Annotated in this window: 14 protein-coding genes; 3 read left to right on the top strand and 11 right to left on the bottom strand. The window is 67.0% G+C overall.

Annotated elements, in window-relative coordinates; genetic code table 11:
• Positions 1-275 precede the first annotated feature (275 nt).
• From ABKW28_RS21585 to ABKW28_RS21565, 5 genes are all read right to left on the bottom strand, one after another.
• Positions 276-782 carry a SigE family RNA polymerase sigma factor gene (locus tag ABKW28_RS21585; RefSeq protein WP_347206567.1) on the bottom strand — a complete coding sequence of 169 codons (507 nt, stop codon included), beginning with the start codon at positions 780-782 and terminating at the stop codon, positions 276-278.
• A 1,199-nt stretch (positions 783-1,981) separates the two neighbouring features.
• Positions 1,982-2,365, bottom strand: coding sequence for a hypothetical protein (locus ABKW28_RS21580; RefSeq protein WP_348613162.1), 384 nt, complete (start codon positions 2,363-2,365; stop codon positions 1,982-1,984).
• A 51-nt stretch (positions 2,366-2,416) separates the two neighbouring features.
• Positions 2,417-2,719 carry a hypothetical protein gene (locus ABKW28_RS21575; RefSeq protein ID WP_348613160.1) on the bottom strand — a complete coding sequence of 101 codons (303 nt, stop codon included), beginning with the start codon at positions 2,717-2,719 and terminating at the stop codon, positions 2,417-2,419.
• A 593-nt stretch (positions 2,720-3,312) separates the two neighbouring features.
• Positions 3,313-3,519, bottom strand: coding sequence for a hypothetical protein (locus ABKW28_RS21570; protein WP_348613158.1), 207 nt, complete (start codon positions 3,517-3,519; stop codon positions 3,313-3,315).
• A gap of 123 nt (positions 3,520-3,642) precedes the next feature.
• The gene (locus tag ABKW28_RS21565; RefSeq protein WP_348613156.1) at positions 3,643-4,074 is read right to left on the bottom strand and encodes a hypothetical protein; all 432 of its coding nucleotides are present in this window, start codon (positions 4,072-4,074) and stop codon (positions 3,643-3,645) included.
• A 96-nt stretch (positions 4,075-4,170) separates the two neighbouring features.
• On the opposite strand from ABKW28_RS21565, the gene ABKW28_RS21560 reads away from it, so the two are divergent.
• On the top strand, positions 4,171-4,815 hold the full coding sequence (locus ABKW28_RS21560) for a hypothetical protein (protein ID WP_348613154.1): 645 nt from the start codon (positions 4,171-4,173) through the stop codon (positions 4,813-4,815).
• A 119-nt stretch (positions 4,816-4,934) separates the two neighbouring features.
• Here the strand turns inward: ABKW28_RS21560 and ABKW28_RS21555 are convergent, their stop codons facing one another.
• The 3 genes from ABKW28_RS21555 to ABKW28_RS21545 form a co-directional block, all read right to left on the bottom strand.
• Entirely contained in the window at positions 4,935-5,171 is a 237-nt protein-coding gene (locus ABKW28_RS21555; protein WP_348613152.1) for a hypothetical protein, read from the bottom strand.
• A 154-nt stretch (positions 5,172-5,325) separates the two neighbouring features.
• Complete coding sequence (locus ABKW28_RS21550; RefSeq protein ID WP_348613150.1) at positions 5,326-5,565, bottom strand: hypothetical protein; 240 nt, start codon at positions 5,563-5,565, stop codon at positions 5,326-5,328.
• A 1,114-nt stretch (positions 5,566-6,679) separates the two neighbouring features.
• On the bottom strand, positions 6,680-7,879 hold the full coding sequence (locus ABKW28_RS21545) for an IS110 family transposase (protein WP_348613148.1): 1,200 nt from the start codon (positions 7,877-7,879) through the stop codon (positions 6,680-6,682).
• A gap of 341 nt (positions 7,880-8,220) precedes the next feature.
• On the opposite strand from ABKW28_RS21545, the gene ABKW28_RS21540 reads away from it, so the two are divergent.
• A complete protein-coding gene (locus tag ABKW28_RS21540) occupies positions 8,221-8,526 on the top strand; it encodes a hypothetical protein (protein WP_348613146.1) in 306 nt (101 codons plus the stop codon).
• 49 nt (positions 8,527-8,575) lie between these two features.
• Here ABKW28_RS21540 and ABKW28_RS21535 read toward each other — a convergent pair whose 3' ends face one another.
• The 3 genes from ABKW28_RS21535 to ABKW28_RS21525 form a co-directional block, all read right to left on the bottom strand.
• On the bottom strand, positions 8,576-9,505 hold the full coding sequence (locus ABKW28_RS21535; RefSeq protein ID WP_348613144.1) for a 5'-3' exonuclease: 930 nt from the start codon (positions 9,503-9,505) through the stop codon (positions 8,576-8,578).
• Between the two features lie 242 nt (positions 9,506-9,747).
• A complete protein-coding gene (locus tag ABKW28_RS21530) occupies positions 9,748-10,920 on the bottom strand; it encodes a site-specific integrase (RefSeq protein WP_348613142.1) in 1,173 nt (390 codons plus the stop codon).
• Positions 10,921-11,311: 391 nt separating this feature from the next.
• The gene (locus ABKW28_RS21525; protein WP_348613140.1) at positions 11,312-11,485 is read right to left on the bottom strand and encodes a hypothetical protein; all 174 of its coding nucleotides are present in this window, start codon (positions 11,483-11,485) and stop codon (positions 11,312-11,314) included.
• A gap of 280 nt (positions 11,486-11,765) precedes the next feature.
• Between ABKW28_RS21525 and ABKW28_RS21520 the strand changes: the two genes are divergently transcribed.
• Complete coding sequence (locus ABKW28_RS21520; protein ID WP_348613139.1) at positions 11,766-12,137, top strand: hypothetical protein; 372 nt, start codon at positions 11,766-11,768, stop codon at positions 12,135-12,137.
• Positions 12,138-12,226: the final 89 nt, after the last annotated feature.

The raw sequence follows: 12,226 nt of genomic DNA, 5'->3' as shown, positions 1-12,226 counted from the left end.
ATCATGACCACGAACGAGACCACGACAACCACTCAGGCTGCGTGACCTGACCTGTCACCTACTCGTGCAGCAGTCCCCATCGGTGCTCGTCAGGGCCTGTGTAGCCAGTGCGCCGCCTCCGAGAACGAGCACCGTTGCGACTGCGACACCACTAACGAAGGCGCGTCGCCGACGGCGCTTCGCCCTCCGCCCAGCCGTGAGCAGGGTGTCGATGGGAGCCGGGCCAATAGGGACGTCCCCCATCAGACGGTCAAGAGTGCTTCGGGTCTGGTCGGTCATGACGGCTGCCCTTCGGGGAGGTCCAACAAGTGCGGGTTCGTGCCCAGTTGTGCCAGCGCCCGCGACAGACGGCTTTTCACCGTGCCAGTCGCGATGCCGAGGACCTGGGCGGTCTGGCGTTCGGTGAGGTTTGCGTAGTAGCGCAGCACGACAACCTCACGATGGACCTTCGACAGGTCGATGAGCGCCCGGTGCACTGCGTCGGTGGCGTCCACCTGCATGGTGAGGTCGGGAGCGCCCCGGTCGGGCAGCGTTGCTGTTGGTCGCTCACCCCACCAGCGGCGGCGCCGGTTGTCGCGATGACAGTTGAGCAACATCCGGTACACATACGCGTCCCGGTCGGCGGCCTGCTGGACCTTCGGCCACGCGGTGTAACACCGCACGAGGGTCGTCTGCGCAAGATCCTGAGCATCGTCGAGGGTGCAACCCAACACGATGGCTGAACGCACGAGGGTGCCCCAACGTGCACTCGCATAGGCGGAGAAGTCTCCGTCTGTGTCCATCCGCTGCTCCTCGATGTCGCCTTCTACCCATCCGACGAGATGACTCACCTCATAGGTTCCATCGGCACGAAATCGAGGTCAGCCGACGCCCGATGATGCCCTCGGGGTGTCGGCGACCATCTGCCGTGATGCACGCCGACCGGGCGGCTGGCCCTCGCGGGCCTGTAGGATTTCTGAACAGCAGCCGCAGGATCGGCGTCTGTCGAACCCAACATTTCAGCAGGTCAGCGAGTTCCGCAAACACCTCAGAGGATCTCGTCGCCTTCGGACTTCCTGTTAGTAGCGACTACGAGCCGGACACGCTCCGCTCCTACGAGATGACGGACCAAGACGACGACCCTGACATCGAGTAGGCGCCCCACGCGCCCGCGCCATCCGGTTCTGCCGCGTAGCGTGCGCCCGCGGCCATCCGGTTCTGCCGCACGGGAGTGCACCGGTTCTACTTCTTGCTCTTGGACCTGAACCAACTGTGGACGGCGACGAATGCAAAGCAAAGCGCTGCTAGAGGCCCGGTGATGTAGTACGGGAGTCGCCGGGTCTCGTCGAACAATTGACCAGTGGCCGCCAGGTAGGCAGTAAAAGCCGACATCCCGATACAAAGAACCAGTCCGAAGATGAACCCCCCGAGATTGGCGGGTCGCTTTCTTGAGTTCATGCGGCCACCCTATGAGCGCGAGGTGGCTGTCCTGACTCCGCCCTCTGCGCGTGCTCGAACGCGCACGCTCATGCCGCGATCCGCGCGGTCGTGCCGATGAGCGGTCACACTGACGCTGCCTCGCTCGGCGCGGGCACTCGGACCACCCCCCTGAGTCGGCAGGTTTGGGTGAGGTGTCAGCCGGGGAGAGTGCTGCGATGAGCAGAGGAACTCTTCTGTACGCCGTGCTTGGTCTGCTAGTTCTTTTCGTTCTCCCGATCATCATCAGGCTGATGTGACCGCTCCCCCTGAAAGGTACCTAAAGTGCGCAACGGATGGACGTATCTCGCCGTCGCCATCGGCCTCATTCTCATAGCAATCAACAGGTACGGTCGCTACAACGATGACGTCAATCTTCCTGGCTGGTTTTACATAGTCATGATTCTGGCGGCCGGGCTGTTGATCGTCTTCGGAGTTGTATCGGACAAGAGGCGCCGAGAAGGTCAGGAGGGCCGTTCCCCACGGGAGTGACTAGGGCGAAGCGCCCGATCATGCCGCTGACATGTCACTGCTCAGGCGCGTGCCGCCCGACTTTCACCTCTGCGATGAGTTCCGCAATGCGTGGTTCGGGTTCCTGGCCGGGCGCAAGGGCTTCGCGGTGCACGACCTGAGGTTGAACGTTGTTCCATGTTGATACTGAGCCCAGGCGAACGACGCCCACGGTCCACCGGTCTTTGCGACGAGTCAGCCTTTTGATGCCTCGGGAAACGAGCAGCGCACCATCCACGAGCAGGTCGCCGGTCGTTAGCCTCAGTCGGGGGAGCAGTTCTCCGTGGTCCCGGACTCCCCGGACGTAGTAGGTCCAGCCGCCCACCTCGACGCGCTCGTCGTGCGGACGCAAGGTCACGTCGTAGAGGTCGTCCCGTCGTCGCTGTTCATCCACCGCCACGCATCCAGTATGGCCAAGGGGAGGATCGGCAAACGCTCTCATCTGCCGCGCTCAGGGCGCGTTGGACCCGAGCCGCTCCTTCCGCGAGTAGCGCCACATGCCGATGGCGAAACTGCCGATGCCTAGCACCGCCCAAACAACGAACTCGTAGCGGTGATAGATGAGTCCGACCACGGCCCCAATGCCGAGGACGACGTGCACTGGCGCCATGCGGAGGGCGACCGTCCGCAACGATGGAGGCGACGCCTTGTCACGCTCTCGCAGGCGGCGCATCGGGCCCCATGCGAGCGCAATCAGGGCGACGATTGCCACCAGCGGCAGCAGGGTGAGCAGCACCCGAGATGCCTCGTTCATGCCGACAGGCTGCAGGTCTCGTTCACTTTCTGAAACCCCCAGAACGAGTTTCGCTCAGCATCCGCTTCTGCCGCGTAGCGTGCGCCCGCGGCCATCCGGTTCTGCCGCGTAGCGTGCGCCCGCGCGGCCATCCGGTTCTGCCGCGAGTAGCGCGCGGTCCTGCCGAGGAGCGGAAGCCGGGATGGGCCGCTGTGGCGGGAAGCCCGAGTGATCAGTGTTGATCGAGGTCGTGCTTATCAGCGGCTGCCCCCGCTCGAACTGCCGCCACGACAAGGAAGACGGCAAGGGCCCCAGTCGCGATAGCCAGTAACCGCCAGTCCGGGCGTGAGAATCGCTAGGGAGAACGTCGCGACGAGGGCGCCCATGGCGTAGTACAGCAACACGTTGAACTTCGGGTTGTCTGTGGGCGGCCGCATCGGACCCGGCGGAGGACTGCTCATGACGGCAGATTAGAGCGTAGTCCCGGTCCCGCGTCGTCGCTGCCAGTAGCGAGCACAGGCCTGAGTGTGGCGAGGCCCGAGAGACGTAGTGATCTTCCGCTGCCAACGCGGACGTGCCGGTGAGCGTGTCGCCGCGGTTGAGGTTGCCAAGCCCTAGCGACGCCGTCGCCAGCGCTGTTCGAGGGCCGCCCCGCTCACCAAGAGCACGAAACCGGCAATCAGCAGACCGGCGCCGACAACTGGGGAGCCGGAATCCATTGCCAACAGAACGACGCCCGCGATTGAGAGCGCGCCCATCAGCAGGCCAAAGATGAAAAGGAACCATTTGGAACGCCAGCCGACGCTGCCATGCGGGTTCATGCTTCCAACCTATGACCCCGACCGCCAGCACACAGGCACCGGCTCGCAGTAGACGCGCTGATGCCGCGCAGGTGCGCTCATTTGCCGCTACGAGCACGGACGTGCCGATGAGCGGTCGGGTCATCACTGCGGCGAAACGGCGTCCAACCACAGTTGTCGGAAGCCGCTGCCGGGCGCGTGGTCAGCGGGATTGAGGACGACGAACCCCTCTGCGCTGTCGTTCGTCCATGTCTGGGGGGCGGCCAGGATGGCGCGGGCGCGGCCCGGCTCAACGAGGCGGGCCGTCTCGTCGGACGGGTCCGGCCAAAGGGCGTCCTCGTCTGGTGCCCAGCGGTGCAGTTGATCCGAAAGGACGAAGGCGTTGATCCACCCGTGGTCGAACCAGGTCAGCAGGCAACGTGAGCACTCGTCGAGGGGCCAGGGTCCATGTCGCTCGGTGCCTTCGGTTGTGTAGAGGATTGAGCCACCGGGGAACTCAAACAGGAATGCTCCCTCGTGGACGCCCAACCACATCTCGCCCAGGAAGCCTTCGAACTCCTCTGCTCCCAATTGCACCTGAGCATCGTCGCATCACCCGTCCGCTCTTGCCGCGATCCGCTCGGTCGTGCCGAAGAGCGGTCGTCCGGCAAGCGGACCTTCATACTTGCGGCCATGACGAAGAAGGGGCGGGCGCGTGACGTCGCACGAGGCCGGGGTACGGCTGAGGTTCGGATAGATCACGCGGTGATCGAGCCCGACGACCTGGCCTGGCTCGTGCCCGTGCGGAGGCTCACTCTGTGGGCCGTCGACGTGCCCGAGGGCTTCCTTGGGACCTTGCCGAACCTCGACTGGTTGGACGTCAGGGGAGGGTCCGGCGCGTCTGCGGACTTCGTGATCGGCTGTGAGCGGCTTCGATACCTCTCGATCAACCAGGTCAGGGGCCTGTCAGACCTATCTGCGGTTGGGGATCTTGTGACCTTGGAACGGCTCGACCTCTACGGGCTCCCCAAGGTGACCGCCCTTCCCAGCTTGGCTCGTCTGCGGTCTCTTGCTCGGCTGGAACTTGGTTCCCTCAAGGGCCTTGGAAGCATCGCTCCTGCGCTCGATGCACCCGCCCTGGAGGAGTTGTGTCTCATCAGGGCTGTGTCGATGGAGGCTGACGATCCGCTCCGGATCCGCGATGCGTCCCAGATCAAGGCGTTCTCGTGGTTCGCAGAGGACGTACCGGACCGGGTCTGGGTGCCGGTGGTGCAGGTGGTCGACAAGCCCGCGGCTCTTGCCGTTATGCCTTCGGACTGGCTTGCCGAGCGCGCCTGAGAAGCGCACGCTTCTGCCGCGTTGAGGGCGGAGAGGTGAGCGGCAAGATCAGGTTGAGACCGATGCGGTCCTCATCCTTTCCCAGTTCTGCTCGACGCGCGCCTCAGGCTTTCGTCTTCCTAGGTCGTCACAAAGAGCAAAAGGCTAGAGAGTACGCACGCGATCCCCGCCACGTAGAGAGCCAGAGTCACCTTGGGAAGCGGCTGGTCGCCGCTCTGTAGCGCACGAAAGATCGAACGTGGAGTCTGAGTGGTTGCGTGATAGCGGGACTTCCACGCCACCAGTCCGAGCAGCCCGACAATCATCAGCGGCAAGCCGCCGGCGAGCAGCAAGAAAGAAAGATCCCGAGTGTCCACCTGGAGCACTCTAGGCAACGCGTACTCGCTGCGCCCTGCCCACGGCTGACGAAGCCGGAACGAACGCTTCAAAGCGCGCTCATCTGCCGCGTAGCGCGCGCGTCGGCGCGCGCTCATCTGCCGCTGACCGGGCATGCCGACGCGCGGGTAGTCACTACCCCATGTCCCGCGAGACCTCTTCACGTGCTGCGTCGACTTGTTCCTGCGTGACGCCGGGGATGTCCGTCTCGTGCTCCAGCCGCGTGAGCAGGTCCGCGAGGGCCTGCTTCTCCGCCGGATGCTGTGTCGGGACAGCGTCCAGGTCGACCGTGATGAGCCAGTCGAAGTGGACCACGGCATCTGACCGCCACAGCGAGATCTGCACGGTGGGCAACGACAAATCCATGCCGCTCATCATCCATCCAACAGCGCGCTTTTGCCGGAGAGCGGACATCCCGCTAATTCTACATCTTTGCTTGCTTGCGACGTCGTAATTCCCGAAGTGCACGCGCTGACATCCAACCAAGCATGGGCAACGCCATCGAAAAGGCTACGAACGAAATCGTCAGATCCGACGCTATTGTGCCCGCCAAGACAAAAGCAACCACGCCGCCAGAGATCATCAGCCACTGAAAGTTCGGATTATTGCGAACACTGCGTTTCTGACCAGTCGGAATCAGCGCCCCGGACAGCGCCCCGCTCAGGAAAAGCAGGGCGGGAAGTGTAAGGGATACCGGCCTCGGCGCCTCTTCCCAGAGTATCCAAGCTGTCGCGGCCGCCATCGGAACACCCACAAAGGTGGGGCCACCGTAGGCGCGTCGCCGCAGTAGTTCATCACTCAGGGGGTAGATCCCAGGCCCCTCTCTTCGCGTGTCTGTCGGGCGCTATTCGGTGGCGACGTAGGCTGCGTCGGTCACCGATAGTAGAAGGGATGGCGGCTCTCGCGGCAGTTGGCCCCGCGCACGACCACCCAACCGCGTAGCGGGCGCTCATCTGCCGCGTAGCGTGCGAGGCAGCCCGCGCCCATCCGGGTTCTGCCTCGCTGTGGTGGAACCCCGAGGCCTCTTCTCACGTCCTAGGGTGATGCGCATGCTGACTCGGCTCCTGCTCGCCTCGCTTCTCGTTCTCGTTCTCGGCTCCGGCTGTTCGGCCGATGGCGAGGCGGCCCTAGGGTCGTCCGACCGCCCTGCTGCCGAGGTAATTCGGTCGACGCCATCGCAGTCGCCCCCTCTGCGCACGGTCAGGGACGGTGGCCTCTCCTTCAAGGTGCCGAAGAACTGTCGGTTGCAGGACACCAAGGCGACAGCATGCGAGGGCTTGCGACGCATCATTGCGGCTCGCACGGGACCCACCGAAGACCTGATCAAGCCAGGCATTCATCGACAACGCTCCACTTGGGTCGGACTGACGACGGTCGGGGGCTCACATCTTTACGCTGTTGCGAATGCCGATGCTCGGGCCTCGCTTCGTGAGTTACTGGATTCGGCCGTCTCAGCACGCTCGTAACGCTGATCTGGCACCCCTCTGTGTCAAGAGGCGGTCGGGAGTGGGGTTCTAGGGTGGGGTGTGGCGGGTCCGGGAAGTGACTTGTCCGAAGAGCCGGTGTGGGGATGTGAGCCGGTCGCGCTGGAGTCAGAGTCGTGTCCTCGTTGTCCTCCCGGGCCCGTCTTCGCGATCGTGTCGGTGGTGGTGCGGACGGTGTCGTTGAGCATGGTGCGGAAGACGATGTCGGAGAGGCGGCGCTTGACGCAGCGCATGGCTTCCATGGCTGCTTTGCCGTCGGCCTTCTTGCGTTCGTAGTAGTCGCGGCCGGTGCTGGGGTTGCGTAGCTGGACGCGGGCCATGGTGTGCAGGACGCGGTTGATCTGGCGGTTGCCGGTGCGTGAGTGGCGGTGTCGGACCTGGTCGCCGGAGGAGGCGTCGATGGGGGCGGTGCCGTTCCAGGAGGCGAAGTGGGCCTTGTTGGGGAACCGGGTGATGTCGCCGACCTCGACCAGGAGTCTGGCGGCGCCGGTGGGGCCGATGCCGTGCAGGTCAAGCAGGCTGGTGCCGGTGGCCTTGACGAGCTCGGTGAGCTCCTTGTCCGCGGCCTTCCGGCGGGCGTAGATGCGTTCGAGGTCGGTGATGAGCTCGGCTGCGACGCGGCGGCGGGTCTTGTTGACGGTGTCGCGGGGGCGGACCTTGGCCAGCAGCGCTTTGGCCTGGGCGGCGGAGAGGTCGCGTTTGGCGCCGCCGGGGATGAGCTCGAGCAGCAGCTGGTGCACCTGGCAGGTCTTGCGGGTGTGCTCTTCGCCCAGGCTGCGGCGTCGGTCGACCAGGAGTCGCAAGACCTCGAGCTGCTCGTTGGTGGCCACCGGTCGCAGGCCGCTCATCCGGGTGCCGACCAGGGCCACGGAGTGCGCGTCGGTGGCGTCGGTCTTGCGACCCTGGCCGGTGGCGAAGACCCGTGCTCGCGCGGAGAGCTTGGGTGAGACGTCGATGACCTGCTCGCCGTCAGCCAGGAGCCGCACGGCGATGTGTTTGCCGATACCGGAGCAGCCCTCGATGGCCCAGACCCGGTCGGTCCACTGGCCGGCGTAGTGGCGCATGTCGGTGTAGCCGTCCTGGTCGGTGCTGAAGCGGCCGCGTCCCAGAATGGTCTCGTCGCTGCCCATCACCTCGATGGTGGCCGATCGCTTGTGCGGGTCCATCCCGATCACGACCCGGGCAGGTGTTGTTGATGTGCTCACGCCTTTCCTCCGATGCTCTGAACCTGTGTGGTTGGCGAGCCGGGAGGGCAACGCTGCTTCGAGCTGGGCACACCCCTCTTGAGCCTCTCCTGGCCCTGGCGACGCCCGAGCCGCGCAGGCCAAATGAGAGCCACACGACGAGCGTGGGCAGCCGCAATGAGAGCGACGACCCGGGCGCCTGGACCGAGCCTCGCCAGGCACCGGTCCTACGTCAATGGAACAAGCAGCCGCGATGTACTCCGAGCGAGGACGGACCCCAAGGAAGTGTCCGCTCCGCGATCGGGGCTGCCGCGCCGCGAGCCACGGCCGTAGGTGCCGCTGCCCGCAGCTAGCCTTCCTGGGTGACTACGACACTCCCCGAGACACCGCGCCGGGCCTTCGCTGTGCCGGCCTTCGCGGGCGTCCTGGTCGGCATCGCCGCCGTAACCGTTGCCTGCTTCGTGCTGGTGCCCCGTCACGGAGACCTGTCACCACTGGCGGACGCCGTCGTCGCTGTGGGCGGTTCGATCGCCCTGGCTGGACTCGCGCTGTGCGTGCCTGCGAGGACTCGGGCGCTCGGGGCAGGCGTGGCCGCCGGGGCGGTCCTGGGCCTGCTCCTGGCCTGGAGCGCGCTCATCGTCTTCGTGTTCCTCGTCATCGGTCCCTGACCCCGCCGGCCGCTCGGCCGCCGTCCAGCGAGCGCCGGCGGCAGACCCGTCAGAGGGTGGCGAGAACCGCGTTGAGACGCTCGACGGGGCTGTCGAGGCCCCACTGCTCGGCCAGCTCGGCGAGACGGTCGGGGTCGGCGGGGGAGTGCGGCAGCGCGAAGCCGGTGCGCTCGAGGTCGAGCGAGCGGCGTACGGCGACGACCTCGGGCGCCACGGCCAGGTAGTCGGCCGCGGCCTTGATCTTCGCCCGCGGGCCGGGGCCCATCTCCGAGTCGGGATCCTCGGCGGCGGCGATGATGCCGGCCATGTCGCCGTGGCGGGCCAGCAGCGTCGCGGCGGTCTTCTCACCGACGCCCTTGACCCCGGGCAGGCCGTCGGAGGCGTCGCCGCGCATGGTGGAGAAGTCGGCGTACTGCGCGGCCTCGACGTCGTACTTGGCGCGCACCCACGCGTTGTCGACCCGCTCGTGCCTGCCCACCCCGCGGGCGATGTAGAGCACCCGCACGTCGGCCTCGTCGTCGACGAGCTGGAAGAGGTCGCGGTCGCCGGTGACGATGTCGACCGGCTGGCCGGCGCCGGTGGCGAGCGTGCCGATCACGTCGTCGGCCTCCGCCTCGGGGGCGCCGACCACCTTGATGCCGTAGGCGGCCAGCACGTCGCGGATGATCGGGACCTGCACCTGCAGCGGGTCGGGCACCTCCTCGACGTCGGGGGCGGTCTCGACCTCCTCCTCGACACGGTGCGCCTTGTAGGTCGGCACCAGGTCGACACGCCACTGCGGGCGCCAGTCGTCGTCCCAGCAGCAGACCAGGTCGGTGGGGCGGTACTCGTCGACGAGCCGGGTGATGAAGTCGAGCAGACCCCGCACGGCGTTGACCGGCGTCGTGCCGTCGGGGGCCAGGATCTCCGGCACCCCGAAGAAGGCACGGAAGTACATCGAGGCGGTGTCGAGCAATAGGAGCTTATTGGTCTGGGCCACCAGGTCAGGCTACTGCGCGCGCGGGACCTGCCGTGGGCACCGCCCGGCCGCCTTCCGTCATCAGGCCGCCAGATAGCCGCGCAGCCACGCCTGCACTCGCACGCGCTCGGTGGCATCGCCAGCGGGGGAGTGCGGGCATGACGTGGCTGGCAGTCCGGCGGCAGCAGCTGCCGCGCCGGCGCGCAGGTCGCGCGTGAGTGTGACTCGCGTGGCCGTCACGAGCTGGCGAGCAGCGGGCCCGATCACTGGCCCACCAGTTGCGACATGCGGGCAGCAATCTCGGCGTCCCGACCGCTCGCGGCGTGCATGTAGACCTGCGCAGCGTCGACGCTGGAGTGTCCCGCCCGCTTCATCAGGTCCGGGAGCGTCGCGCCGGCGTGCGCGGCGAGGGTGAGCCCGGTGTGCCGCAGGTCGTGCACCCGCAGGTCTGTGCGGTCGGCCGCTGCTCGCGCGGTGACGAACCACCGGTGAAAGGTCGTGGCCATCAGGTGGCCGCCCACGCAGCCGCTGTAACCGCACGGGCACGCCACGGGGACCGAGCGCCGACTGGGGAACACCAGGCCGTCCTTGCCCGGCTGCGCGCGCTTCTCAAGGTGCTGCACCAGGGCCGGCTGCAGGTGGGGCGGCACGCTGACATCACGCGTCCCGGCCACCGACTTGGGCGGGCCGATCCACAGCCGGCCGTCGCGATAGTTCATGGTCCGGCGAACGCGCACGACAGCGCCATCGTTGCTCACGTCGCGACGGCGGAGCTCGACCAGCTCGCCGTACCGCAGCGCGCACCAGCCGGCCAGGAGGACCGCGAGGCCGTAGGGCTCGGGCATGGCGGCGGCGATGGTGTCGAGCTCCGGCACGGTTGCCGGTTCGACATGGCGGCTGCGCTTCGTCTGGCCGGCGCCCTTGATGGTTGCGGGGTTGGTGTCGAGCACCTCGGCGTCTACGGCGGCGCCCAGGATGGTGCGCAGCAGCGCGTAGGCGTGGGCGTTGCCGGTGGGCCTGTCGGCCGGTAGCGCTGTGTGCCACTGGCGCACCTGCGCACGGGTGATCTGCTCCAGCGGGGTCGCCCCGAAGGCCGGCACCAGTTCGCGGTCGAGGATGCTCCGATACAGCAGCCGTGTGCGCTCTCGCAGCGTCCGAGCGGCCAGCCAGGCGTCTGCGTACTCGGCGAAGGGCTGCGCGGCCCGGTCGTCAGGGTCAGTGGCTGCCGGCTGCTTGGCCGGACACGCGTAGCGCTCCTGCACGATGGCCGCCCGCACGGTGGCCAGCCAGGCGTCTGCGTCCTTGGCTCTCTCGAAGGTGATGTGCCCGGGGTGCGTCGCCTTGCAGGTGGGGCAGGCGTAGCGGGCCTGCACTCGGCCGGATGGGAGCTTGCGCGTGCTGCCGAAGGGGCGTCGCTTCTGCGCTGTGCGGCTCATGGGCGGGATGCTGCCACGAATCGAGCGCGCGCGGTAGCAGTTGTGAGAACTGCTACCGCTATCCCCACCAGTCCCGTTCCACCGGGCTGCCCGCGGTCTGGCTGGTCTGCCGTGCCCGTGTCATGCCGCCAGCGGTCCCCAGGATCACGCTGCAGCCTGCCTGTGGGCCCGCGCGGCTTGGCTCCGTCGGTTCCGTCCACCCGTTGAGGATCGGCGCCCCACGTGCCAGCAGTCGCACCACCTGTACGGGTAGCAAGTCAGGTCCGACCACGGGAACCCGGCCAGGGCGGCTCCCGCGGCGGCCTCGGTGAGAATGGCGACCTTGCGCCCGCACTCGTGCCAGCGGGCCGCCTGCGCGGCTCTCGTGGGCTGCTGCGCGGTGCCGCGGTGGTCACGCGGCCGGCCAGGTCCGCATGCAGTGCCGCCACCGGGTGATCGCGGCGGCCTGTCCGGCCGGGGCCAGCCTCTGGACCTGCCACAGCTCAGCGCGAGCGGCGGAGCGGGCCGGCTCGGGGAGTTGGTCGGCGGCGGTGATGATGTCGGCGATGGCTCGTGTCGTGTTCATGGCGGGGACGCTAGGCGAGGTTGCTGCGTAGGCGCTGCGAAGCAGAAGCGCACTACGCGCAGTGCGCAATACCTTTACCCTGTTCGAGTAGTTGCGATGTCTGTCCGCTACGGCGTGGCCTGGTGATGAGGACCCAGGCAGAACCGGATGACCGCGGACTGGGCGCGACGCCAAGTCGAGACCAATCTGTGCTCATGCATCACTGGCCGAAGTGCTTCACGGGCTGCACTCTTGACGTATGTATCGGGCACGCCGACCTCGTTTCGTCTCAGGCCTGGCTGTGGCCGGAATGCTCGTCATCCTCACCGGGTGCGGCGGCGCTGATGTCGTCGATGCGGGAGACGTGACGGTGCTGATGGGCGAACGAAGCAGCGAGGGCATGTCGGCGCTCCTTCCCGGTCGCTTGGCCGTTTTCAACGGCTGCCTAGGACTGGAGTCACAGGACGTGGACGCGGCCCACGTCGTCGTCTGGCCTCACGGAACAGAGGTCGTGGACGAGGACCCGCTGACTATCTCCATCCCAGACGATGGGGAGTATGCCGTCGGCGATGAACTCCAACTGGGCGGCGGAGAGTCTCCGCTCGCGGAGCCGGGCGGTATCGACGCGAAGGCTGAATGCCCCGGCGCTGCCATCTGGCTCGGGAGTAACTAGGGCGTCCCCTCAACGCGGCAGAACCGGATGGCCGCGGGCGCACGCTACGCGGCAGAACCGGATGGCCGCGGGCGCACGCTACGCGGCAG

The organism is Nocardioides sp. 31GB23 (assembly GCF_040012395.1).
Lineage (GTDB): Bacteria > Actinomycetota > Actinomycetes > Propionibacteriales > Nocardioidaceae > Nocardioides > Nocardioides salarius.
This window is presented reverse-complemented; position numbering and strand designations above follow the sequence as displayed.